This window comes from Salinivibrio costicola subsp. alcaliphilus, assembly GCF_001996185.1.
Classification (GTDB): Bacteria; Pseudomonadota; Gammaproteobacteria; order Enterobacterales; family Vibrionaceae; genus Salinivibrio; species Salinivibrio costicola.
In genome coordinates, this window is sequence record NZ_MUFR01000014.1 from 27,973 (window position 1) to 51,152 (window position 23,180).

Below are 23,180 nucleotides of genomic sequence, written 5' to 3' on the forward strand. Positions count from 1 at the left end.
CCTAGGCGATTCAAGCGCTCACGCTTAGCAAGTGTTCAGCGTCGGATTGATTGCACGCAGTGCGCGCTAAAGCATTGCCTGATATTCTACCAGCACTTGCTCGCACCAGGTTTGAATGCGCTCATCACTGAGATCGTATTCGCTGTCTTCATCGAGGGCTAAGCCGACAAACTGTTTACCATCCTCCGTCACCGCCTTGGATGCATCAAAGCGGTAGCCTGCGGTAGGCCAGTAGCCAATAAACTGCGCGCCACAACCTTGCAACTGCTGATGAAGCATGCCCATGGCATCGAGATACCATTCCGCGTAGCCTTCCTGATCCCCTAAACCGAACAGGGCGATGGCTTTATCGTTTAGCTGCAAGCTATCAATATCTTGCCAAACGGCTTCCCAGTCTTCTTGGAGTTCGCCGAAATCCCAGGTGGAAATGCCTAGCAGTAGTAAGTCATAGTCTGCCATCTTGGCGAGCGGCGTTTCTTTAACATTGTGGAGCTCGACCAGATCGTCACCGATAAAATCACGGATTTTTTCCGCGGCCATTTCGGTGTAGCAGGTGGTAGAGCCATAAAAAAGACCGATTTTCATAGCGCGACTCTGTTGTTTATCATGCGGGCAGTTTACCTGTTGAACGGCAATTTGATCCAGCAAGGGCTAGCGACATTTTGTATAATGTTGGCCGTCCCTACCCCGGCAAACCACGTATTTTCCGATTTATAACCAAGCAGGCTGAACGTGAATAAAAACATTGAATTAATCGAACAGTTCCTGGACGCCATGTGGATGGAACGCGGGTTATCCGAGAATACCTTAAATTCCTATCGTGCCGACTTACTCAAGCTTTGTCACTGGCTCGACCGTCGCGCATTAGTGGCAGTGAGTAAGCAAGATTTACAAGATTATCAGTATTGGTTACACGAACAAGGCTACCAATCCAGCTCTCGCAGCCGAATGGTGTCGGCATTACGTCGGCTTTTTCAATATGTATACCGTCAGAAGTTGCGTCCCGACGATCCGAGTGCGACGCTGATAAGTCCCAAACAACCTAAACGATTGCCAAAAGATCTAACTGAAGCGCAGATCGACGATTTATTAGAGGCACCGAACACGCGCGATCCGTTAGAGTTGCGAGATAAAGCGATGCTAGAGCTACTCTATGCCACCGGGCTACGTGTAACCGAATTAATTGAACTCACCACTGAAACCGTGAGCCTCCGACAAGGTGTCGTGCGTGTCTCAGGGAAAGGCGATAAAGAGCGGTTAGTACCGATGGGGGAATCGGCGGTGGATTGGCTCGAACAGTATTTAGCTCACAGTCGTCCCGTCTTATTGGGCCAAACCAGCACCGATGTGTTTTTTCCGAGCAAACGCGCGCGGCAAATGACACGACAAACTTTTTGGCATCGAATTAAATATTATGCTCAACTGGCCGGTATTGAGACCGATGATTTATCTCCACACGTCCTTCGACATGCTTTCGCGACCCATCTGCTTAATCATGGTGCGGATTTGCGGGTAGTACAGATGTTGTTGGGGCACAGTGATCTTTCAACGACGCAAATTTATACCCATGTGGCGACGGAGCGTTTGAAACAGCTTCATCAAGCGCATCATCCTCGAGGTTAATCCGCAAATTGGCAATCACTTCATGATAGAAATAAAAAGACGGACGCCGTCAGTCACGCCAGCATTCAGCGATGCCATTCCTCCGCTCTTACAGCGTTTATATGCGCACCGTGGGCTACAAACAGATAGCGAGCTAAATCGCAGCGCAGCGGGGCTCCATCAATATCAAGCGCTCAAAGGGATCGATGCCGCCGTACACTTGCTTGCCGAGGCCTTGGCGGCCCATCGGTCTATTTTAATCGTTGGAGATTTTGATGCTGATGGCGCGACTTCATCGGCGCTATCAGTGAAAGCACTGCGTATGATGGGCGCGACACGCGTAGATTATTTGGTGCCCAATCGCTTTGATGATGGTTATGGCTTGAGCCCAGAGGTGGTTGATCAAGCCGCTGAGCGAGGCGCAGAGCTGATTATGACCGTCGATAACGGCGTATCTTCATTAGCAGGTGTTGCCCATGCCAAAGCCCTCGGTATGCACGTATTGGTAACCGATCATCATTTGCCCGGCGATCAACTGCCGAATGCGGATGCGATGGTCAACCCGAATTTAGATGACTGCCACTTTCCCTCTAAAGCGTTAGCAGGGGTCGGGGTCGCGTTTTATTTAATGCTTGCCTTGCGTGCGCACTTGCGTGACCAAGGTTGGTTTACGCAACAAGGTTTGGCTATCCCTAATCTGGCTGAGCTACTCGATCTAGTCGCACTCGGCACGGTGGCGGATGTGGTGGCGCTTGATAGCAACAACCGCATTCTTGTTCATCAAGGGTTACAGCGGATCCGAGCAGGTCGTTGTCGGCCAGGGATTCAAGCCTTGATCGAGGTCGCCAATCGCAATATGGCAACACTGGTCGCCAGTGATTTTGGTTTTGCGCTAGGACCCAGGATCAATGCGGCAGGACGGTTAGATGACATGGCCTTCGGGGTAGAGCTATTACTGTGCGACAACATCCATGCGGCCAGACGGATGGCGTCCGAGCTGGATGCGTTAAATCAAACGCGTAAAGATATCGAACAAGGTATGAAGCAAGAAGCCGTGGCTTGGTGCGAGCGCTTGATTGCCGAACACTCTGAGCAAGATTTACCGGTGGGACTGGCCTTATTTCAGCGCGATTGGCACCAGGGTGTCATTGGCATTCTCGCGTCGCGCTTAAAAGATCAATTTCATCGTCCGGTGATCGCCTTTGCCGACGGTGGCGAGGGGCTGATCAAAGGATCGGCACGCTCGATTCCCGGCTTACATATGCGTGACACGCTAGATAGGATAGATACGCTCAATCCCAGGTTAATTAAAAAGTTTGGCGGCCATGCCATGGCCGCGGGACTGACCATCGACGAAGCACAGTTTGATACGTTCGCCAAGCAGTTTGATGCGCAGGTGCGCGAGCAGGTCAGTGAGGATGATCTTAAAGGGGTACTATTGAGCGACGGCGCGCTGCAAAGCCATGAGCTGGGGATAGAGACTGCCGAGATCATTCAATCTGGCGGACCTTGGGGACAAGGGTTTCCAGAGCCGCAGTTTGATGGCAACTTTCATGTATTACAGCAAAAGCTGGTGGGAGGAAAACACTTAAAATTGATGGTTGAGCCTGAAGGTGGTGGCACCATGATAGATGCGATCGCATTTAATGTGGATTTGCGTCGCTGGCCAGATCCCAGTGTCAAAACGCTTCACCTCGTTTATCGACTGGATATCAATGAGTTTCGTGGTAATCGCAGTGCTCAGCTGATTGTTTCTTACCTTGAGCCGGCTTAATTGTGCGGCTTTTTCCATCACGCCCTGTTTATTAGCGCGACAATTCGCTAAAATTCGGCGGTTAAATTTCCGCAAATAATGAAGATGCTTGACCATGTTTGAGATTAATCCAATCAAAAATCGCCTCGCGGATATCGCTGAACGCACCGATGTCCTTCGGGGGTATCTTTGACTACGATGCTAAAAAAGAGCGTCTAGAAGAAGTTAATGCCGAATTAGAACAACCCGACGTATGGAATGAACCACAACGTGCCCAAGCGCTGGGTAAAGAGCGTGCTTCACTGGAGGCGGTGGTTGAAACCATCGATCACTTGACCCAAGGGGGCGAAGAGGTCAACGAGCTGTTGATGCTGGCGGTCGAAGAAGACGATCAAGAAACCTTTGATGAAGTTGAGCCTGAGTTGGCCGACCTTGAAGCAAAGCTCACTAAGCTTGAATTCCGTCGTATGTTCTCTGGCGAGCATGATGCATCCGATAGCTATATTGACTTGCAAGCAGGGTCTGGCGGCACAGAAGCGCAAGATTGGACCAACATGATGCTCCGCATGTACCTTCGTTGGGCGGATGCAAAAGGCTTTAAAACCGAAGTTATCGAAGTATCTGAAGGCGATGTCGCTGGGCTTAAATCGGCGACTGTGCGTATATCGGGCGAATACGCCTACGGATGGTTACGTACGGAGACAGGCGTACATCGCTTGGTGCGTAAGTCGCCGTTTGATTCTGGCGGGCGCCGTCATACCTCATTTGCGTCTGCGTTTGTGTACCCTGAAATTGATGACGACATTGATATCGAGATCAATCCTTCTGATTTACGCATTGATGTTTACCGTGCATCGGGGGCCGGTGGTCAGCACGTTAACACCACAGAATCAGCGGTCCGTATTACGCATATTCCGACCAATACCGTGGTGCAGTGTCAGAACGATCGCTCGCAACACAAAAACAAAGATCAAGCGATGAAACAGCTAAGAGCCAAGCTGTTTGAACTTGAGCTACAAAAGCAAAATGCGGAAAAACAAGCCAACGAAGATGCAAAGTCGGATATTGGTTGGGGCAGTCAAATTCGCTCCTATGTCTTGGATGATTCGCGTATCAAAGACTTGCGTACCGGTGTTGAAAACCGTAATACCCAGGCCGTTCTTGATGGCGATTTAGATAAATTTATTGAAGCCAGCCTCAAATCTGGCCTGTAATCACGATTTAATGTAAAGGGTTTTCTATGACTGACCAGTTACCAGACGAAAATAAGCTGATTGCCGAGCGTCGCGCCAAACTGAATCACATTCGTGAAAACTGTAAGGCAAACGGCCATCCTAACGACTTCCGTCGTGAGCATCTTGCCGCAGACCTGCAGGCTGAATTTGGCGATAAAGACAAAGCCGAGCTTGAAACACTTGATCACAAAGTCACGATCGCAGGCCGTATTATGGCCAAGCGCGGACCATTTATGGTGGTACAAGATGTCTCGGGCCGTGTGCAAGCCTATGCCTCGAAAGACGTACAAAAAGCGCTGAAAGCCGAGTACCAAGGCTTAGATATTGGTGATATTATTGGCGTGCATGGTGCGCTGCATAAGTCGGGCAAAGGCGATCTGTATGTCAACATGGAGCGCTACCAGCTACTGACCAAAGCATTGCGTCCGTTGCCAGAAAAATTCCATGGCTTGGCTGATCAAGAGCTGCGTTATCGTCAACGTTATGTCGACTTGATTGTCAACGAAGAGTCACGTCACGCATTCCAAGTGCGTTCAAGTGTGGTGACCGCCATTCGTAACTACATGGTAGAAAAACACTTTATGGAAGTGGAAACACCGATGATGCACGTTATCCCAGGTGGAGCAACAGCACGTCCATTTACCACTCATCATAATGCGTTAGATATCGACATGTATCTACGTGTCGCGCCTGAGCTATACCTCAAGCGTCTCGTTGTCGGTGGTTTCGAGCGTGTGTTTGAAGTGAACCGGAATTTCCGTAACGAAGGTTTGTCGCCACGTCATAACCCAGAATTCACCATGATGGAATTCTATATGGCGTACGCGGACTATAACGATCTGATGGATCTCACCGAAGATATGTTATCGCGTGTGGCGCTGGAAGTGATGGGGCAATCTGTAATGCCTTATGGCGAACATGAGATTAATTTTGCTGGGCCTTACCCACGCATTACCATGCTTGATGCCATTAAGCAGTACAACCCTGATCATGCTGAGATTCAAGCGCTGAACGATGACAATGTGCAAGAGCGAGATCATCTAGCCGCCATTGCGAAATCACTGAATATCAGTGTCGAATCGTTTTGGACGGCTGGCCAGTTACTTGAAGAAATCTTCGGTGAAACGGCGGAGCCACAATTAATTCAGCCGACCTTCATTACCGAATACCCAGCGGATATCTCACCATTGGCTCGTCGCAATGATGACAACCCATTCGTGACTGACCGTTTTGAATTCTTCGTGGGTGGGCGTGAAGTGGCCAATGGCTTCTCGGAGCTGAATGATGCCGAAGATCAAGATGCGCGCTTCAAAGCCCAAGTTGATGCCAAAGATGCCGGTGATGATGAGGCCATGTATTACGATGCTGATTACATTAATGCGCTTGAACATGGCTTGCCGCCAACGGCAGGGCAGGGGATTGGCATTGATCGTCTGGTGATGCTCTTTACCAATACACATACCATTCGCGATGTGATTTTGTTCCCAGCGATGCGCCCTCAACAAGGTAGCTAAAGCTGGAAAGACCACCATGGAAGCGGCTCATAGAGCCGCTTTTTTTGTGCCTCATACCCGATATTTAGGTCAAAGACTCAACATTTTATCGGGTTTATTCATATATTTGACTAAAATAATGCTTATGGTGTCCATCTGATGTCTCTTTATTGAGACAGATTTAAAATCGGCCATCTTTATAATAAGGCTTTGTTTGGCAAGTAGTATGACAGACTGGATGTAAGGCAGGTGTTATGGGATTTGATGCAGGGAGTGACAAAACCTTAAGCTCACTCGTGGTGGTCGGTGGCGCTTATGAGCCTTGGCTGGCAACCCTTGAGCAAGCTGGCTGGCATTGTCATCGCTGCTATGATTTGCGTGCTGCGCAGTCATTGTTACAAGATATCGGCCCTTGTATTGGTATTGTCGATCTCAGCCATAACGACTTTAGCCTCAATGGTGTCGCTTCGCTAGTTAACCGTAACAAGCAGGTGCGTTGGTTAGCCTTGGTGAGAGAAAATCAGCTTATTAATGAAGCGATCTGCCAGTTTATTGTCAGTTTCTGTATTGACTACTTCACCTCGCCTGTTCCTAATTCGCAACTGATGAGTACCATTGGTCACCAACTCGGTATGCTGCGTCTTGAGCGCCATGTCTGGCCACAACTCGGTGACCACAGTGATATGGGACTAGAGGGAACGAGCTCGGCGATGAAAAAGTTGCGTGATCAAGTACGTCGTGTCGCGCCAACCGATGTGTCTGTGTTAATCGCCGGCGAGAGCGGTACCGGTAAAGAGCTAGTGGCCCAAGCGATTCATCATGCATCTACTCGTGCGAAAGCGCCGTTTGAGTCGGTGAAATGCTCGGCGTTAGCCGATGAGTCGATGCAGCATGCGTTGCTGGGCGATGAAAAGATGCCAGGGAAAATCCGCCAGTGTCATAAAAGCACCTTGTTTTTTGATGAAATTGGCGACTTACCCCTGCACTTGCAAGGGCACTTACTGCATTTGCTGCAAGAAGGCACCTTGGATATCACCCATGACCAATATAATCGTGATCTCGATGTGCGTGTGATTGCCTCCACCCATATGGATTTAGAAAAGCGTGTCGCCGAAGGATTATTTCGCGAAGACTTGTATTATCGATTGAATGTGCTGCGTATTAATATGCCAGCGCTTAAAGATCGCCAGTCCGATGTACCTGAGTTAGCAGAGTATTTTTTGCTTAAGTTTGCACGTCAATATAATACGCAAGCGCGAACCTTTTCTGATGAAGCCAAGCGTGTGCTCAGTAGTTATTCATGGCCGGGTAATGTGCGCGAGCTTATCAACCAGGTGAAGCGCGCGGTATTGCTGGCCGATCATCTGGTGATTGATGCGGAGCACTTAGATTTGCCCCATCAGGGTGATTATAAACAAAGCTTACGTAAAATCCGTGAAGAGTCGGAACGCGATGCGTTAATTGCTGTGCTAGAGGAAAATAAGGGACAAGTATCGGCCGCGGCTAAAGAGCTCGGTGTTTCACGTGCGACCATGTATCGGCTTTTAAATAAACACAATTTGATCCCCGCGCCACGCACGTTTCGTCAATAAACCTTTTGACGTATTTCTATGAAGGTTGATGCACTCAGCCTTGTTTTGAGTGGGGAGCTGGGATCGGAAACAAATAGTCATACAGCCAGTTATAAACAAACGCGTAAATCAGATAAAAAATGACGAGCCCAATATCCATGCTCAAAGCTTGCCAAAAGCTCATCGACAGCCACCACATGATAAAGGGGATAGTGGCGACCAGAAGCCCAGCCTCAAAAAGTAAAGCATGCAACAGACGCAAGGGGAGGGTTTTGATCACCGAGCCCCGCCGCGCTAACATCGCTTTATCAAAGCCAATGTTGTAGACATAATTCCAGAAGGTGGCGAGAACTGAAAAAATCGCCCCCATCACGCCAAGGTGACCGATCCCAGCCCCAAGGATCCAATTGAGCCCCAAGACCACCAAGATCAAGCCCGTTAGTTCAAAACCGATAGCATGGCGCCATCTATCTGCCTGTGTTCTCATCAAGTTGCCGCGTTAGGCTGGATAATACGGCCAGATTACATGAAATGGACGGCAACCCCAAGGGGTTGCCGTTTTGCGATCTAAGGGCAGGGGTTAGGGTAGCGGTTAGCGATCTCATCAATACCGGCAAGCACATTATCACTCAGTGTCAGATCCAAGCTGTCGAGATTGCTCTCTAGCTGTTTGAGTGTGGTGGCGCCAATAATGTTAGAGGCGACAAAGGGACGCGTATTCACAAACGCCAGCGCCATTTGCGCCGGATCAAGACCATGACGCTGAGCCAGATCGACGTATTCTTGTGTGGCCTTTTGCCCTGATTCAGTAAAATAACGGGCGAAGCGTTGATGCAGTGTACAGCGTGCGCCTTTTGGACGTGCACCTTGCAAATATTTACCGCTCAGTGCGCCAAAGGCAAGCGGTGAGTAAGCCAATAACTCCACCCCTTCTTGGTGGCTGATCTCAGAGAGCCCCACCTCAAACGTCCGGTTAAGCAGGTTATACGGATTCTGAATAGAGACAATACGTGTGAGGCTGTGCTTCTCTGCCAGATGCAAATAGCGCATCACGCCCCAAGGGGTTTCATTAGAAACGCCGATATAACGGATTTTTCCCGCTTGTACTAGCTCGTTCAGTGCATCCAAGGTATCCAAAATCGTCACCCCAGAATGCTCGTCTTGATAAGGATAATTGAGCTTACCAAAACAGTTATTATGCCGTTGCGGCCAATGGACTTGATACAAATCGATATAGTCGGTTTTCAGTCGCGTCAGACTATCTTCAACGGCTTGATGCACATGACGTCGGTTGAGCGACATGTTGTCACGGATGTAAGGAACATTGCGCGGGCCAGCCACTTTAGTGGCGAGGATCACACGATCGCGCTTTCCCGACTTTTCCAGCCAGTTACCGATATATTGCTCGGTTAAACCTTGTGTCGGTTGGCTTGGGGGGACGGGGTACATCTCTGCGGTGTCGATAAAATTAACACCGCGCTCAAAAGCAAGATCGAGCTGAGCATGCGCGTCGGCTTCACTATTTTGCTCACCAAATGTCATTGTGCCAAGACACACTTTACTCACGTCTAGCGAGGAATGGGGCAAACGGTGGTATTGCATCCTGTCTCCTTGTCTGCAATCGACCTATGGCAGTCCATAGTAGAGAATTTTGCCTTTAATCGAAAGCGGTTTAACCGCACCGCTCGGCTTGACAGGTGTGCAAACTTTAACCATTACTTGTATGGGTGACGCCATGAATTGCCGGGCGATGGGGTGTATTGGGTCAGGTAGCAACAGGCGCCAAAGAAAGCGACAAGAGGAAAGTCAAATGAACTATGCACAACTCAAGGCGTGGATGCGCGCGGATCCCCAGTCATGTCCGCAATGCTACATCATGGCTCATGCGGGAGGCGCCAAGTATTCGGTAGAAGTCGAAATCAAGAAGCAGCTCGAGCCTTTACGTTCCGATCAAACCGGCGAGGTGATGCAGTTTGATCATGTGGGACAAGTGGGGGATAAGCTCAAGGCGCTTGGCATTGAACAGGGCGTGTTACGCTTAATGGATCCCTATGATGAGTTCGCGACCGGTGGGGAGCCTGGGTGTCGCGAAGACATGCCGATTCGATTTTAAGGCGCTATTATTGTGGATCGAGGAAGTAACGGGTCAGGATCTGGTGGGTAAATTGTGTCCGTAAATAAAACCCACGTGGTAGCGTTCGAATTGGCTCGCCATGAGGCCCAAAGGCGTCGGTGAGTACGCTGCCATTAGCAGCCTTGGGCCGCAATTGTAAGTATTGGCCTTGACGTGCCGTGATTTCGGTCACGCGTCCCAATGCCACCCAATCCATTAATTCTTCCCAGTCGGCGCGTAAGCATGCGTCTTCTTCTGAGCTAGGAGACCACAGCAGGGGGGTCCCTATCCGTCGCTTCGCCACGGGAATATCACGCTCGCCTTCCACTGGGACCCATAACACGCGTGATAGTTTTTGTCTTACATGGCTGGTTTCCCAACGAACCCCCGCAATCCCAGTGAGCGGCGCGACACAGACAAAGGTTGTTTCTAGAGGCTTACCGTTTTGGTTGACGGGAATGGTTTTTAGCTCAATCCCCAAATGTGCGAAGTCTTGTTCAGGCTTACTCCCCGCATTGGCACCTAAACAGGTCTCGAGTAACATACCGATCCAGCCTTTTTCCCGAGAGAGTGTTTCCGGACAGCTTATCGCTAGTGATTGGCTCACTTCACCCAGCGTCAGACCTGCAAGCTCTAGTGCTCGGTCCATCAGTATCTGTTCAGACTCAGGAGGATGTATCACAGTGGCTCGATCCTGTTTATGGGCATAACGGTCGTGCATTATCGAGAACTGTCATCAGTGCTGCAAGTGGATCCTTGGGGAGAGAATGTCATGACTGTCCTTTAGTTATCCACATGGGCATCATTTTATGCGCGTAAAATGAGGCACATGATCATATATACAGTAATAAAAATCAGAGAAAAATGGATAAAAGAGCTGATCTGTCGTTTTTTTGAGCTATCGATGTGGATAATTCACTAACTGGTGGATCTTTGAGCGATCTGTGCGTATTTAATGATCGTCGGATCTTGTCAAGGATCCTACCTTAACGAATTACTTTTAAGTTTATGAATTTAAAGTCTTATTTTAGTTGTATGACAATATTTCCTTCCGTTAGATGATCGATACCTGATGCTTTAATGCACTTTTTCTAGGCTTCTTCACAAATCTATCCACAGAAAGCGTGAATAAATGTGCGCAAACTCTCATTGCTATGTTTATAACTTCCTGTTAGAGAGTGAGTTATCCTCAGATGACGACGAGAGCGCAAAAAAGAAGGTCAATCCACAATGTTTGTTTACCCTCAGCCGCTTTTTGTGAAAAAATCAGGTTCAGTAGAGATTTATCATTGAGGTTGTCCAGTGATTGATGGCGATGGCTATCGTCCCAATGTGGGGATAGTAATTTGTAACGGCCACGGTCAAGTACTCTGGGCTCGTCGATATGGTCAGCATTCATGGCAGTTTCCACAAGGTGGTATTGATGAAGGAGAAAGTCCTGAGCAAGCCATGTATCGTGAATTGTATGAAGAAGTTGGGCTGACCAAAAAAGATGTGCGCATCTTGGGGACTAGTCGACATTGGTTACGTTATAAATTACCGAAACGCTTGGTGCGGTGGGATTCTAAACCCGTATGTATTGGGCAAAAGCAAAAATGGTTTTTGCTAAAGCTTGAGTGTGATGAGTCACAGGTGAACGTCTCGCGCGGCGGGACACCGGAATTTGATGGCTGGCGTTGGGTCAGTTATTGGTATCCTGTGCGTCAAGTCGTGGCATTTAAGCGTGAAGTCTATCGGCGTGCAATGAAAGAGTTTGCGCCGCTTGCGATGCCTTTTAAAGAACGCAAACCTCGACGTAAAAATAAGCGAGGGTAAAGGAGAAACTCGGTGCTCACGCAGTTAAGGAATATTGTGCAAAGCGTTGCAGTGTCAGCCGATCTCGATCAGGCGCTGCATACGTTGGTGCAACAAACCTGCTTGGCAATGCGTACCGAGTGCTGCTCTGTCTATCTCGCCAACTTTGAGCAACAAAGCTTTGATTTGATGGCAACGCAGGGGCTCGATCCGTCGGCGCAAGTGTCGATGTCGTTTGGTGACGGGTTAGTTGGCGTGGTTGGTCAACGGGCTGAGCCTTTAAACCTCGCTTATGCACGACGACATCCTGCGTTTAAACCTTTTCCAGCGACAGGAGAAGATGCGTTTCAATCTTTTTTGGGTACGCCCATTATTTATCGCAAAAAGGTGCTGGGCGTACTAGTCGTTCAGCAACACCAACCGCGTCAATTTGATGAAAGTGAAGAGTCGTTTCTTGTCACCTTAGCCGCGCAGTTGGCGGTGGTATTTGCCCATGCGGATGCGCAAGGGGGGTGGCAAGGTACCCGATCGCCTATTTTACTTGAAGGGATGCCGGCGTCACCGGGGATCGGTATTGCTCAAGCTTGGTGCGACGAGTCGCAACCAAGGCTAGAAGACGTTGCTCCGGCAAGCAGTCTCGATGTGTCGCGAGAGCTCGACCGCCTAGACGCCGCGATTGATGAGGCCAGTACCGAGTTCCGGCGTTTGCGTAAGCGCTTTGATAAGGAGCTACAAAAAGACGCATTAGCGATTTTTGATCTGTTTGTACATCTGCTCAATGATCCCATGTTGCGAGAAGACATAACGGTCAGGATCCAGCAAGGCGATGAAGCGACGTGGGCCGTGCGACAAACTGTGGAGGCCTTTTCCGCACGCTTTTCCCTGATGGACGATCCTTATCTCAAAGCGCGCGCAGACGATGTAAAAGAACTGGGTCAGCGATTACTCTATTTTTTGATGGCCCCGGCAGGCAGTGCTCCAGCGATTTCATCACCGGTTGTGTTACTGGCTCACGAGCTGACAGCCGGTATGCTGGCTTCGATTCCTCGTACCTTACTGGCAGGCGTTGTCGCCGAACAGGGAGCGGCTAATTCTCATGCTGCCATTCTCGCGCGGGCATTAGGGATCCCTGCGATCATGGGGGTCAGCTTTTCTCCCTCACGCTTGCACCACAAAACCGTTATCCTCGATGGACACAAAGGGATATTAATGATCGAGCCTGCCGAGGCCTTGATCAACGAATACCAGCAATTGGTTCAAGAAGAAGCCAGCTTACAATCGACCTTTGAGACAGCACTGGCCAGCCCGGGACAAACCCAAGACGGCACCCGGGTTGAGGTCCATTTAAATGCCGGTCTTAGTGCCGATAGTCAAATTGCGATTAATCAAGGGGTGGATGGGGTAGGACTTTTTCGCACTGAAGTCCCTTTTTTAATGTTACGCCGGTTCCCCTCTGAAGACGAACAAGTGAAACAGTATCGCGCCATTCTTGCCAGTTATCCTGATAAGCCTGTGGTGATGCGTACGTTGGATATCGGTGGGGATAAGCCGCTTCCTTACCTAAGTGTGGAAGAAGATAATCCTTTTCTGGGGTGGCGCGGTATTCGCTTCAGCTTGGATCATCCGGATATCTTTTTGATCCAAGTCCGTGCGATGTTACGCGCGAGCATAGGTTTAAATAACCTTAAGTTACTACTGCCAATGATCTCTGGCCGCAATGAGTTATTGGAAGCGAAAACCTTGGTCAGCCGCGCGTATCAAGAGGTCAGCCAAGAGGCCGAGAGCACGGGTGAGAGCGTTAATATCCCTATGCTCGGGATCATGGTCGAAGTCCCCTCTATTTTGTATCAGTTGGATAATATCGCGCGTGATATCGATTTTTTATCGGTAGGGACCAATGACTTGACCCAATATTTACTCGCCGTTGATCGTAATAATGCGCGGGTCGCGGATATTTTTGATGCCCTGCATCCTTCAGTACTCCATGCCTTATCATCCATTGCAACCATGGGTGCGCGCCATCAATTACCGGTAAGTGTCTGCGGTGAGTTGGCCGGCGATCCTGTGGGTGCAGCATTATTAGTGGGATTGGGTTACCAGCAACTGAGTATGAACACTCGGAATGTCGCCAAAATCAAATATCTGTTAAGTCGATTACCGCATGAGGCGTTAGTGGTGCAGGCGAATACTATGCTGACATTAGACGACCCTGATGCGATTCGAGCATCGACCGAAGCCTTTCTCGCCGAACATGGGCTTGATGCGCTAGTCAAAATCGGACAAATGCGATGATCACTGGCCTAACACTGTTGTTGTTTGTGGTCTGCATGCTAGTCGGTGCGTGCGTAGGTACCTTATCAGGGCTGCTTGGCATTGGCGGTGGACTGGTGGTGGTACCCGCTTTAACGTTTCTATTGCCGGTTTTTGGCATTTCACCGACGGTGGTGATGCCCATTGCTCTGGCGACGTCGTTAGCGACGATCGTTTTGACCTCAAGTGCGTCGGCATGGCGGCATTTTCGCTTAGGTAATGTGCATGTCGAGGCGGTCAAAGCTCTTGTTCCTGGTATGCTGTTAGGCGGTAGTCTTGGGGCCGGATTTGCTGACTTGCTGCCTCCTGATTGGCTACCCCGTTTATTTGGTGTGATTGTGCTTGCGATGGCACTGCAAATGTTACTTAATCGCCGCGTCTATCAAGCGCGCCCATTGCCGCATTGGTGGCGGCTTTCTGCGGCTGGAACCTTGATTGGGACGCTTTCTAGCTTGGCAGGCATTGGTGGCGGATCCTTTACTGTTCCATATTTACACTGGCGTGGGGTCAGCATGCATCAAGCAATAGGTAGTGCCTCAGCGGGGGGAGCGGTATTAGCGTTCGGTGGCATGATTAGCTTTGTGTGGTTGGGCTGGCGACAAACGGAACCCTTACCGCCACTCAGTGTCGGATACTTGTATTTACCCGCGTTGCTCGGGGTGGTTTCCACGTCTGTGTGGATGACACGGGTAGGCGCGCAGCTTGCGGTGAAGTTACCTACTGAGCAAATAAAACGTATTTTTGCCGTCTTTCTTGTTATTGTCGGCGCTAGCATGTTGTTGAAATAAAGGATCAAATTCATGGCTGAAGGTTATTTCACCTTTCCGTCAATCGACCCGGTATTAATCGAGTTAGGCCCCATAGCGGTACGCTGGTACGGGTTGATGTATTTGTTAGGGTTTGTGTTTGCTCTTTGGCTGGCAAACCATCGTGCGACAAAACCCAACAGTGGTTGGAACAAAGAAGAAGTCAGCGATCTGCTGTTTGCCGGCTTTCTTGGCGTGGTATTGGGTGGACGCATTGGCTATGTGCTTTTTTACCAATTGGATGCTTTTATCGCCGACCCCTTGTTTTTGTTCAAAGTATGGACAGGAGGCATGTCCTTCCATGGTGGTCTGTTGGGTGTGATCACCGCCATGGCATGGTATGCACGTAAAACGCAGCGTCACTTTTTTACCGTTGCCGACTTTATTGCGCCGTTAGTACCATTTGGCCTTGGCGCTGGCCGGTTGGGCAACTTTATGAACGGCGAACTGTGGGGACGGGTAACGGATGTCCCTTGGGCGATGGTCTTTCCAACCGGGGGCCCGTGGCCACGCCATCCCTCGCAGCTTTATGAGTTTGCATTAGAAGGCGTCGTGTTATTTGTGATCCTCAACGTGTATATTCAAAAACCACGCCCAATGGGTGCGGTATCGGGGCTTTTCTTAGCCAGTTACGGCACATTTCGCTTTATTGTGGAGTATTTCCGCGAGCCTGATGCACATCTCGGGTTATTTGCAGGAATATTCAGTATGGGGCAGCTTTTATCGTTGCCGATGGTGATCGTAGGGGCGTTGATGATGCTATGGGCGTATCGATGCCAACCCGCCAAGTGACCGAATAACGCGAATCGGTTATAGTAAGTGATACACCAAGGCACCTCAGCGGTGCCTTTTGTTTGTTCGGTCAATGATAGGAAACACTATGAAGCAGTATCAGGCGTTGATGCAGGATATTCTCGATAATGGGACAGATAGGGGAGATCGCACTGGTGTCGGAACGCGATCGATATTTGGACGCCAACTACGGTTCGACCTTGCTGAAGGCTTTCCACTGTTAACGACCAAAAAACTCTATACCCGAGCGATTATCCACGAGCTTTTGTGGTTTCTTAACGGCGAGACTAACATCCAGTACTTACAAGACAACAAGGTACGTATTTGGGATGAATGGGCCACCGAGCAAGGTGATCTCGGTCCCGTCTATGGCGCTCAGTGGCGCTCTTGGGCGTGTCCAGATGGCTCAACCGTGGATCAGATTGCGCAATTGATCGAGCAAATTAAAACCAAACCCAATTCGCGTCGCCATATTATCACTGCGTGGAACCCTGCCGATTTGCCGGATGAGTCCATCAGCCCATCAGAGAACGCGGAGCAAGGCAAAATGGCCTTGGCCCCTTGCCATTGTTTGTTTCAGTTCTACGTGGCGGATGGCAAGCTCTCATGCCAGCTTTATCAGCGTAGTGCAGACTACTTCTTGGGTGTGCCGTTTAATATTGCCAGCTATGCGCTGTTCACCCATATGGTGGCGCAACAGTGCGACCTAGCGGTCGGTGATTTTGTCCATACTTTCGGTGATGCTCACCTTTATCATAACCATCTGACCGATGATATTGTCCATGAACAGCTAAAGCGTGAACCGCGTGCGTTGCCGACATTGACTATTAAACGCAAGCCTGCCTCTATCTTTGAATATAAAATCGATGACTTTGAGATTGCAGGCTACGATCCGCATCCGACCATTAAAGCGCCGATTGCGGTTTAACACATAGCTGTTTAACGCATTGCTGTTTGATAGGCAGTAACGTTAACGAGGCGATACGACTTGGTGTCATCTTGAGCCAATTTTCAATAAAAAAACGCAGCCAGCTGGCTGCGTTTTTTGTGTGTGACCTAAATCTCAGGCTTATTGGGATAAGAAGACAATGCTGCCTGGAATCACAACAAAGACTAAACTGATATAAACGAGGACGGCCATTTTTGATTTGGCGGCCATTTTGCCCAACAAGTCTGCACCTTTGAGCGGTAATTCGCGTAAAAACGGCACACCAAAGATAAGCGCGGTGGCTAGGATATTAAAACTAAGGTGTACTAATGCAATTTGCAGCGCAAAGACGGCGAACTCGCCCGTGACGGCTGTGGCGGCAAGTAACGCGGTAATGCAGGTACCAATGTTTGCGCCCAATGTGAATGGATAAATATCACGCACCTTTAACACGCCTGAGCCGACCAATGGCACCATCAAGCTAGTGGTCGTTGATGAAGATTGCACCAACACAGTGACGATTGAGCCTGAGAAAATACCGTGCAATGGACCGCGACCGATAGCATTTTTAAGCATGTCTTTTGCCCGACCCACCATCAGTTTTTTCATCACGCGACCCATCACGGTGATGGCAACGACAATAGTAACAATCCCCATGGCAATCATCACGAAGCCACCAATGTTGCCCGGAAAGATAGCATCCAAGGGCGATTGCACAGCATTAACGACGGGTTTGGTCAATGGCTTAATAAAGTTTAACCCCTTGATACTCATATCGTTCGCTTGTGCCAGTGGAGACACCAACCAGCCAGAAATTTTATTCAGTATTCCAAACGCCATTTCGAGTGGGAGAAAAATAGCTACGGCAAAGAGATTAAAGAAGTCATGAACAGTGGCACAACTAAAGGCACGACTAAACTCTACTTTACAGCGGGCATGGCCTAAACTGACGATAGTATTAGTCACTGAGGTACCCACGTTGGCTCCCATTACCATGGGAATCGCCGCTTCAACCGGCAAGCCACCCGCGACCAGGCCGACGATAATAGACGTCACGGTACTTGAAGACTGAATCAATGCAGTGGCAACAATACCAATCATTAAGCCAGCTACGGGATGAGACGCAAACGCAAAGAGCGTCTTCGCTTCGTCGCCTACGGCCCATTTAAAGCCGCTTCCTACCATGGCAACGGCCACGAGCAGGAGGTAAAGCATGACGGCAAGCTTGGTCCAACGGAACCAATTTGAGGAGCTCTGAGTTGCCTCTACTGCTGTAGCATGGGGAGTCATAAGATATCTCCGTGACAATTCGATGTCAGTTTAGTGTCAAAGCAAAATCTGAGGCGATAGTAAAAAGGGAATATTTCAGAAATATGACATAAATACTGCAGTGAGTTGAAAATACGATCTTGGCACGGATATGCCGCAGCAAAAGCGCTGTTACCCCCCTGATTCCTAGCGTTATTTGTCTCTAAATACACGGCTAGAAAAAACAGAGATAAAAATGTAACAACAAGGTTGAAATCGACACTATGCTAGAGAGAAAGCGTTAAGCTATAAATCGGTAAACAGGATATAAAAGCGTTAGACTACGAATAAATCAATGGTAAGTTAGTTTTAACATCGGTTTTCCCGATGTTTACTATCAGAACAAACGATTTTTCTAAAAGTGGTCTGACTGTCTAGACTACTGAAATCCACTTTTATTGTATGGAGTGCTCTAAATGACTGATGTCATTCGTCAGTTTCTGAAAATGGAATCCGCAGGAGGTATTGTGCTGATTGTAGCGGCGGTATTAGCGATGTTCGTAGCGAACTCGGATTTACAGCCTTTATATGACAGCACGCTTCATACCTATGTAGCAGGCTTATCCGTTGGTCATTGGATCAACGATGGCCTGATGGTGATTTTTTTCCTGTTGATTGGTTTGGAAGTTAAACGTGAGTTGGTTCAAGGTGCCCTAAACTCAAAAGACAAAGCCACATTCCCTGCGGTTGCAGCGATCGGAGGTATGCTTGCCCCCGCACTGATTTACTTGGCGTTCAACTGGGGCGACCCACTGGCCGTGTCTGGTTGGGCTATCCCGGCTGCTACGGATATCGCGTTTGCGCTCGGTGTGTTGGCGTTGTTGGGTAATCGTGTCCCGCTTGCGTTAAAAGTATTCTTACTGGCATTGGCGATCATTGATGATCTTGGGGTGATTGTGATCATTGCCCTGTTTTACAGTAGCGATTTATCGCTGGTTGCCCTTGCGTCAGCCTTTATAGCCACTGTGGTACTGGTGGCGATGAATATGCGCAAAGTGACCAGTATTCCTGCGTACGTCGTGGTTGGACTGATTTTATGGTTCAGCGTGTTGCAATCGGGCGTTCATGCGACGCTTGCCGGTGTGGTGCTTGGCTTTGCCATCCCGCTTAAAGGTAAAACGGATGATGCCCCCTCGCCATTGAAAAAAATGGAACATGCGCTGCATCCATACGTATCGTATCTGATTCTGCCGATTTTTGCGTTCGCGAATGCTGGGGTATCGCTTGACGGTGTATCACTGGCTAACTTGACGGAAATGTTGCCGCTGGGTATTGCCTTGGGCTTGCTTCTGGGTAAACCACTTGGGATCTTTACCTTTAGTTGGGCCGCAGTGAAATTAGGTATTGCCAAACTGCCAGCACGCGTGAATTTCACCCATATCTTTGCCGTGTCAGTGCTCTGTGGTATTGGTTTCACCATGTCTATCTTCATCTCATCACTGGCCTTTGTTGGTGTGAATGGCGAGTTCGTCACACTCTCTCGTCTTGGTATCTTGATAGGATCGACTTTGGCGGCCGTGATTGGCTACGTAGTGTTGCACTTTGCACTGCCACCAGCCAGCGCGCTTGCAGATGAACAAGGAGACGAGTATGAAGAAGGTAATACTGGCGTTGATTACTAGCCTGGTTACCGTTTCTGGCTCTGCCATGGCGGTAAACCAAGATATGTATTGCAACGGAAAGCAAGACCAAAGCGATGTTTGCCAAGCCTATCGCGCAGGTGTCGCGGCCGGAAAGGCGATGGTGACATCGAACGTTGATAAGGTTGACAGAGAAGAACAAGATAAATCCTCAAGCTTCTCAGAGCGTGCTTTAGAGCATCGAGCGGGTGAGCGGGTAAGAAAACCGCTTGATAAAGACGATGTGAAAAACTAAAACGCGTATGCCACTTGAAGGCGCCAGAGAGGCAGCGTAAGCTGCTTCGTCTGGCGTTTTTTTATCTATCAGCATGGCTCACCTAAATTACAACCACCTGTACTACTTCTGGATGGTCTGCAAGCAAGGTTCAATCACCCAAGGGGCGGATAAGCTTTGTTTAACACCACAAACCGTTACTGGGCAAATTCGGGCTCTGGAACAGCGCTTAAATGGTAAGCTCACTAAACGCAATGGGCGCTACGTGGAGCCCACTGAGCTCGGCCAGCTGGTTTTTAAATATGCTGATCGTATGTTTGGTCTGAGCTACGAAATGCTAGATATTGTCAATTACAGCCAGCAAGAGAATATCTTATTCGATGTTGGGGTTGCTGATGCATTATCGAAGCGGCTGATTAGCCAAATTCTCTTGCATGCGATACCTCACGATAACGCCATCCACCTGCGCTGTTTTGAATCCACGCATGAAATGCTGCTTGAGCAACTCGCAGAGCATAAATTAGATATGATCCTTTCAGATTGCCCGATAGATTCGACCCAACAGGCCGGCTTGTTTAGCGTCAAGTTAGGTGAAAGTAGCATGAGCTTATATTCATCAAACCCTGCAGAAGATCCTGATGTGCCGTTACCCATACGTTTAGCGACACAGAAAGTCTTAATTCCTAGCAAATCGACCGCAATGGGACGTAAGTTAACGCAGTGGTTTGATCAACAAGGCATCGTACCTAATATTCTGGGAGAATTTGACGATTCCGCCTTAATGAAAGCGTTTGGGATTAGTCATCAAGCGTTATTTATTGCACCTACGACCTATGCTGAGGAAGTCACCCGTTTGGGTCAAGCGATACAAATTGCTGAGCTAAGTATGGTAAAAGAGGAATATTTCGTCATCTTTGCGGAACGTATGATCCAGCACCCAGCGGTAAAAAGGATTTGTGAGGCAGATTACAGTCACTTGTTTGTTTAATTACAAGCTAGCATAAAGATCGTGCTAGACTCGTGCCATTGAGTATTAACTGATGATGGAAGTTGAATGGATTTAGCCCGCATGCAGCAGAATGGGCCTAAGGCAGTCAGCCTGCTAAAAGCCATGGCCAATGAAAAACGCCTTTTTATTCTGTGTTATTTACTACAAGGTGAATTGTCGGTGGGGCAGTTAGTGGAGCGGGTTCCTCTGAGCCAGTCAGCCTTATCGCAGCATCTTGCTTGGTTACGAAAAGATGGTCTGGTGACAACGCGCAAAGAGGCGCAGACGGTATATTATTCGCTAAAAAGTGATGAAGTCGTTGCCGTCATTCAGCTTTTACATGACCTCTACTGCAGCGAAACCGCAAATTAGCACCTAGGTAAGCAACAAGTGATAAGCAAAAAAAAACCGGCCAGGGCCGGTTTTTTTTATCTCTAAGCAAAGAGCAATCTTACAGCGCTTTAATTTGTGCTGAGAATGCTGCTTTGTAACGAGCTGCTTTATTCTTGTGGATCATGCCTTTAGTGGCTGAACGATCAAGAATAGGCTGAACTTGTGCAAAAGCAGCAGTTGCCGCTTCTTTGTCGCCTGCAGCAATTGCTGAAGCAGTTTTCTTCATATAGGTGCGCATCATAGAGCGACGGCTTGCGTTGTGCTGGCGACGCTTTTCAGACTGGATCGCACGCTTCTTAGCAGATTTGATATTCGCCAAGGGTCTAACTCCCAAATCTTTTTGTTCGGTGACATTTCAAGGCGGAGGACTATGCCTCTTTTTGCCTCTATTGTCAATTCATTTGTGCAAAGATCCGCCGCTCCAAGGTAGTATTGGCGCTGCGGGGTTATCACAGTTAATATGGCGGCTGATTCTATCAGCATTTCAGCCCCGACGTCACCTATATTTCGATTTGTTCTCCCTTTCGGCGTATCGCCAGGGGCGAAAAAGTAGAAGCAACGCGCGCATCGGGCACGTGTTTTCAAGAGGTAACCGTGAGTAAGCGACTTTTACGCTCTGGGCTCATCGTGAGCACCATGACATTAGTGTCCCGTGTTTTAGGATTGGTGCGCGATGTTGTCATTGCCAACTTAATGGGCGCGGGTGCGGCCGCCGATGTCTTTTTCTTTGCCAATAAAATCCCTAATTTTTTGCGTCGTCTATTTGCCGAAGGGGCATTTTCACAAGCGTTTGTGCCGGTATTAACCGAATACCAGGCGCTTGATAAAGATGATACCACCCGAGCCTACTCACGCGAGTTGGTGGCCAATGTGGTCGGCACGCTTGGTGGGCTGGTCACTGTTGTGACATTGCTAGGTGTGGTCGGTTCGCCCGTTTTAGCCGCGTTGTTTGGTACCGGTTGGTTTGTCGATTGGCTAGACGGCGGGCCTGATGGTGCAAAATTTGAGTTGGCCAGCTTGATGTTGAAAATCACTTTCCCCTATTTGTGGTTTATTACCTTTGTTGCGCTATCGGGGGCTATCCTTAACACGCTGAATAAATTTGCAGTTTCCAGCTTTACGCCGGTGTTTTTAAACGTTGCGATTATTGCTGCGGCGATCGGTCTATCCCCGCATTTGGCACAACCTGAAATAGGCCTTGCGATCGGTGTGTTTGCAGGCGGTGTGATTCAACTTTTGTTCCAACTGCCTTTTTTAGCGCAAGAGGGGATGCTCGTGCGGCCTAAATGGGGATGGCATCATCCCGGCGTTGTCAAAATTCGACAGTTAATGATTCCAGCATTGTTTGGGGTATCCGTCAGTCAGATTAATCTGTTATTCGATACCTTTATTGCTAGCTTCTTAATGACGGGTTCTATCAGTTGGCTGTATTACTCCGATCGTTTATTAGAGTTCCCACTGGGGTTATTTGGCATTGCGATTGCGACGGTGATCTTGCCCGCGTTATCCAAAAAACATGTCGATAAATCGGCGGATCAGTTTGCTGCGACCATGGATTGGGGCGTACGTATGGTTCTGCTACTCGGGATCCCCGCCATGGCTGGATTAATTGTGCTCGCCAAGCCCATATTGATGGTGCTGTTTATGCGGGGTGAATTTGGTGTACCTGACGTGGAGGCGGCCAGTCTTTCTCTGGTGGCTTATGCCTGTGGTTTGGTCAATTTTATGGTGATCAAAGTCCTGGCGCCTGGTTATTATGCGCGCCAAGATACTAAAACACCGGTCAAATACGGTGTCATCGCAATGGTCAGCAATATGGTCTTTAACGCGATTTTTGCCTATTTCTTCAGCTACGTGGGGTTAGCAATGGCCACGGCCTTATCGGCGCTGATTAATGCAGGCCTGTTGTATCAAGGGCTACACCGTCGTCATATTTATCGCCTTTCTCGGGAAACAGTGATGTTTATTGTTAAGTTACTGGTGGCTGTTTGTGCCATGGTTATTGGGCTTTATGTTTTAATGCCAAGTTTGTCACAATGGGTGGCTATGCCATTATTCTCTCGCAGCATTAGCTTGGCTGGCTGTATTCTTGGCGGGGGGAGCCTCTATCTGATCACGGCAGTGATGTTTGGTGTGAGATTAGGCGATATCCGCCACCGAGGATGATGGTAAGCGCGGAATATCAATCCAGGGCTGATTGCCAGCGCTGACTAGTATATAATCCGCCAGTTTTTATAGTT

The 23,180-nt window shown here is 48.9% G+C and carries 22 protein-coding genes; 16 read left to right on the forward strand and 6 right to left on the reverse strand.

Translation table 11 applies throughout. From position 1 onward, the window contains the following. Positions 1 to 66: 66 nt before the first annotated feature. Positions 67 to 585: a flavodoxin FldB gene (gene fldB, locus BZJ21_RS06470; protein ID WP_025744416.1), complete on the reverse strand. Its 519-nt coding sequence runs from the start codon at positions 583 to 585 to the stop codon at positions 67 to 69. 189 nt (positions 586 to 774) lie between these two features. Between fldB and xerD the strand changes: the two genes are divergently transcribed. The 5 genes from xerD (at position 775) to BZJ21_RS06495 (ending at position 7,675) form a co-directional block, all read left to right on the forward strand. Beyond that, positions 775 to 1,623: a site-specific tyrosine recombinase XerD gene (gene xerD, locus BZJ21_RS06475; RefSeq protein WP_217706594.1), complete on the forward strand. Its 849-nt coding sequence runs from the start codon at positions 775 to 777 to the stop codon at positions 1,621 to 1,623. 22 nt (positions 1,624 to 1,645) lie between these two features. Further along, the gene (gene recJ / locus BZJ21_RS06480; protein ID WP_077669388.1) at positions 1,646 to 3,376 is read left to right on the forward strand and encodes a single-stranded-DNA-specific exonuclease RecJ; all 1,731 of its coding nucleotides are present in this window, start codon (positions 1,646 to 1,648) and stop codon (positions 3,374 to 3,376) included. A 94-nt stretch (positions 3,377 to 3,470) separates the two neighbouring features. Further along, a protein-coding gene (prfB, locus tag BZJ21_RS06485) for a peptide chain release factor 2 (RefSeq protein WP_101494558.1) occupies positions 3,471 to 4,569 on the forward strand; the annotation gives its coding sequence in 2 pieces (ribosomal slippage) (positions 3,471 to 3,545 and positions 3,547 to 4,569; 1,098 coding nt in all). A gap of 26 nt (positions 4,570 to 4,595) precedes the next feature. Then, complete coding sequence (gene lysS / locus BZJ21_RS06490; protein ID WP_077669389.1) at positions 4,596 to 6,104, forward strand: lysine--tRNA ligase; 1,509 nt, start codon at positions 4,596 to 4,598, stop codon at positions 6,102 to 6,104. Positions 6,105 to 6,337: 233 nt separating this feature from the next. Beyond that, entirely contained in the window at positions 6,338 to 7,675 is a 1,338-nt protein-coding gene (locus tag BZJ21_RS06495; protein WP_077669390.1) for a sigma-54-dependent transcriptional regulator, read from the forward strand. Positions 7,676 to 7,709: 34 nt separating this feature from the next. Here BZJ21_RS06495 and BZJ21_RS06500 read toward each other — a convergent pair whose 3' ends face one another. Both BZJ21_RS06500 and BZJ21_RS06505 read right to left on the reverse strand, forming a co-directional pair. After that, on the reverse strand, positions 7,710 to 8,141 hold the full coding sequence (locus BZJ21_RS06500) for a PACE efflux transporter (protein WP_077669391.1): 432 nt from the start codon (positions 8,139 to 8,141) through the stop codon (positions 7,710 to 7,712). Between the two features lie 80 nt (positions 8,142 to 8,221). Continuing rightward, positions 8,222 to 9,256, reverse strand: coding sequence for an NADP(H)-dependent aldo-keto reductase (locus BZJ21_RS06505; RefSeq protein ID WP_021023317.1), 1,035 nt, complete (start codon positions 9,254 to 9,256; stop codon positions 8,222 to 8,224). 208 nt (positions 9,257 to 9,464) lie between these two features. Between BZJ21_RS06505 and BZJ21_RS06510 the strand changes: the two genes are divergently transcribed. Further along, entirely contained in the window at positions 9,465 to 9,767 is a 303-nt protein-coding gene (locus BZJ21_RS06510; protein ID WP_077461734.1) for a DUF6482 family protein, read from the forward strand. 7 nt (positions 9,768 to 9,774) lie between these two features. Here the strand turns inward: BZJ21_RS06510 and mutH are convergent, their stop codons facing one another. Continuing rightward, positions 9,775 to 10,488 carry a DNA mismatch repair endonuclease MutH gene (gene mutH, locus BZJ21_RS06515; protein WP_174566338.1) on the reverse strand — a complete coding sequence of 238 codons (714 nt, stop codon included), beginning with the start codon at positions 10,486 to 10,488 and terminating at the stop codon, positions 9,775 to 9,777. A gap of 581 nt (positions 10,489 to 11,069) precedes the next feature. Between mutH and rppH the strand changes: the two genes are divergently transcribed. The 5 genes from rppH to BZJ21_RS06540 all read left to right on the forward strand — a co-directional run bounded on the left by rppH (position 11,070) and on the right by BZJ21_RS06540 (position 16,397). Further along, positions 11,070 to 11,582 carry an RNA pyrophosphohydrolase gene (gene rppH, locus BZJ21_RS06520; RefSeq protein WP_074211929.1) on the forward strand — a complete coding sequence of 171 codons (513 nt, stop codon included), beginning with the start codon at positions 11,070 to 11,072 and terminating at the stop codon, positions 11,580 to 11,582. A 12-nt stretch (positions 11,583 to 11,594) separates the two neighbouring features. Continuing rightward, the gene (gene ptsP / locus BZJ21_RS06525) at positions 11,595 to 13,853 is read left to right on the forward strand and encodes a phosphoenolpyruvate--protein phosphotransferase (RefSeq protein WP_077669392.1); all 2,259 of its coding nucleotides are present in this window, start codon (positions 11,595 to 11,597) and stop codon (positions 13,851 to 13,853) included. Next, positions 13,850 to 14,659 (forward strand): sulfite exporter TauE/SafE family protein, encoded by an 810-nt coding sequence (locus tag BZJ21_RS06530; protein WP_077576783.1) that lies wholly within the window; start codon positions 13,850 to 13,852, stop codon positions 14,657 to 14,659. The genes ptsP and BZJ21_RS06530 overlap by 4 nt, the downstream gene beginning before the upstream one ends. 12 nt (positions 14,660 to 14,671) lie before the next feature. After that, entirely contained in the window at positions 14,672 to 15,469 is a 798-nt protein-coding gene (gene lgt / locus BZJ21_RS06535) for a prolipoprotein diacylglyceryl transferase (RefSeq protein ID WP_077669393.1), read from the forward strand. 88 nt (positions 15,470 to 15,557) lie between these two features. Next, positions 15,558 to 16,397 carry a thymidylate synthase gene (locus BZJ21_RS06540; protein WP_077669394.1) on the forward strand — a complete coding sequence of 280 codons (840 nt, stop codon included), beginning with the start codon at positions 15,558 to 15,560 and terminating at the stop codon, positions 16,395 to 16,397. Between the two features lie 141 nt (positions 16,398 to 16,538). Here BZJ21_RS06540 and BZJ21_RS06545 read toward each other — a convergent pair whose 3' ends face one another. Further along, positions 16,539 to 17,687, reverse strand: a complete 1,149-nt coding sequence (locus tag BZJ21_RS06545; protein WP_077669395.1) for a Na/Pi symporter — start codon at positions 17,685 to 17,687, stop codon at positions 16,539 to 16,541. 434 nt (positions 17,688 to 18,121) lie between these two features. Between BZJ21_RS06545 and nhaA the strand changes: the two genes are divergently transcribed. The 4 genes from nhaA (at position 18,122) to BZJ21_RS06565 (ending at position 20,919) form a co-directional block, all read left to right on the forward strand. Next, the gene (gene nhaA / locus BZJ21_RS06550; protein WP_077669396.1) at positions 18,122 to 19,327 is read left to right on the forward strand and encodes a Na+/H+ antiporter NhaA; all 1,206 of its coding nucleotides are present in this window, start codon (positions 18,122 to 18,124) and stop codon (positions 19,325 to 19,327) included. After that, entirely contained in the window at positions 19,296 to 19,580 is a 285-nt protein-coding gene (locus BZJ21_RS06555) for a hypothetical protein (RefSeq protein ID WP_021023307.1), read from the forward strand. Before nhaA ends, BZJ21_RS06555 begins: the two co-directional genes overlap by 32 nt. 73 nt (positions 19,581 to 19,653) lie before the next feature. Then, entirely contained in the window at positions 19,654 to 20,547 is an 894-nt protein-coding gene (nhaR, locus tag BZJ21_RS06560) for a transcriptional activator NhaR (protein ID WP_077669397.1), read from the forward strand. Between the two features lie 66 nt (positions 20,548 to 20,613). Next, positions 20,614 to 20,919 carry an ArsR/SmtB family transcription factor gene (locus tag BZJ21_RS06565; RefSeq protein WP_077576778.1) on the forward strand — a complete coding sequence of 102 codons (306 nt, stop codon included), beginning with the start codon at positions 20,614 to 20,616 and terminating at the stop codon, positions 20,917 to 20,919. Positions 20,920 to 20,998: 79 nt separating this feature from the next. On the opposite strand, the gene rpsT is transcribed toward BZJ21_RS06565, so the two are convergent. Beyond that, positions 20,999 to 21,259 carry a 30S ribosomal protein S20 gene (rpsT, locus tag BZJ21_RS06570; RefSeq protein ID WP_021023304.1) on the reverse strand — a complete coding sequence of 87 codons (261 nt, stop codon included), beginning with the start codon at positions 21,257 to 21,259 and terminating at the stop codon, positions 20,999 to 21,001. Positions 21,260 to 21,534: 275 nt separating this feature from the next. Here rpsT and murJ point away from each other — a divergent pair, with 275 nt between their 5' ends. After that, positions 21,535 to 23,106 carry a murein biosynthesis integral membrane protein MurJ gene (gene murJ, locus BZJ21_RS06575; RefSeq protein WP_077669398.1) on the forward strand — a complete coding sequence of 524 codons (1,572 nt, stop codon included), beginning with the start codon at positions 21,535 to 21,537 and terminating at the stop codon, positions 23,104 to 23,106. Positions 23,107 to 23,180 lie beyond the last annotated feature (74 nt).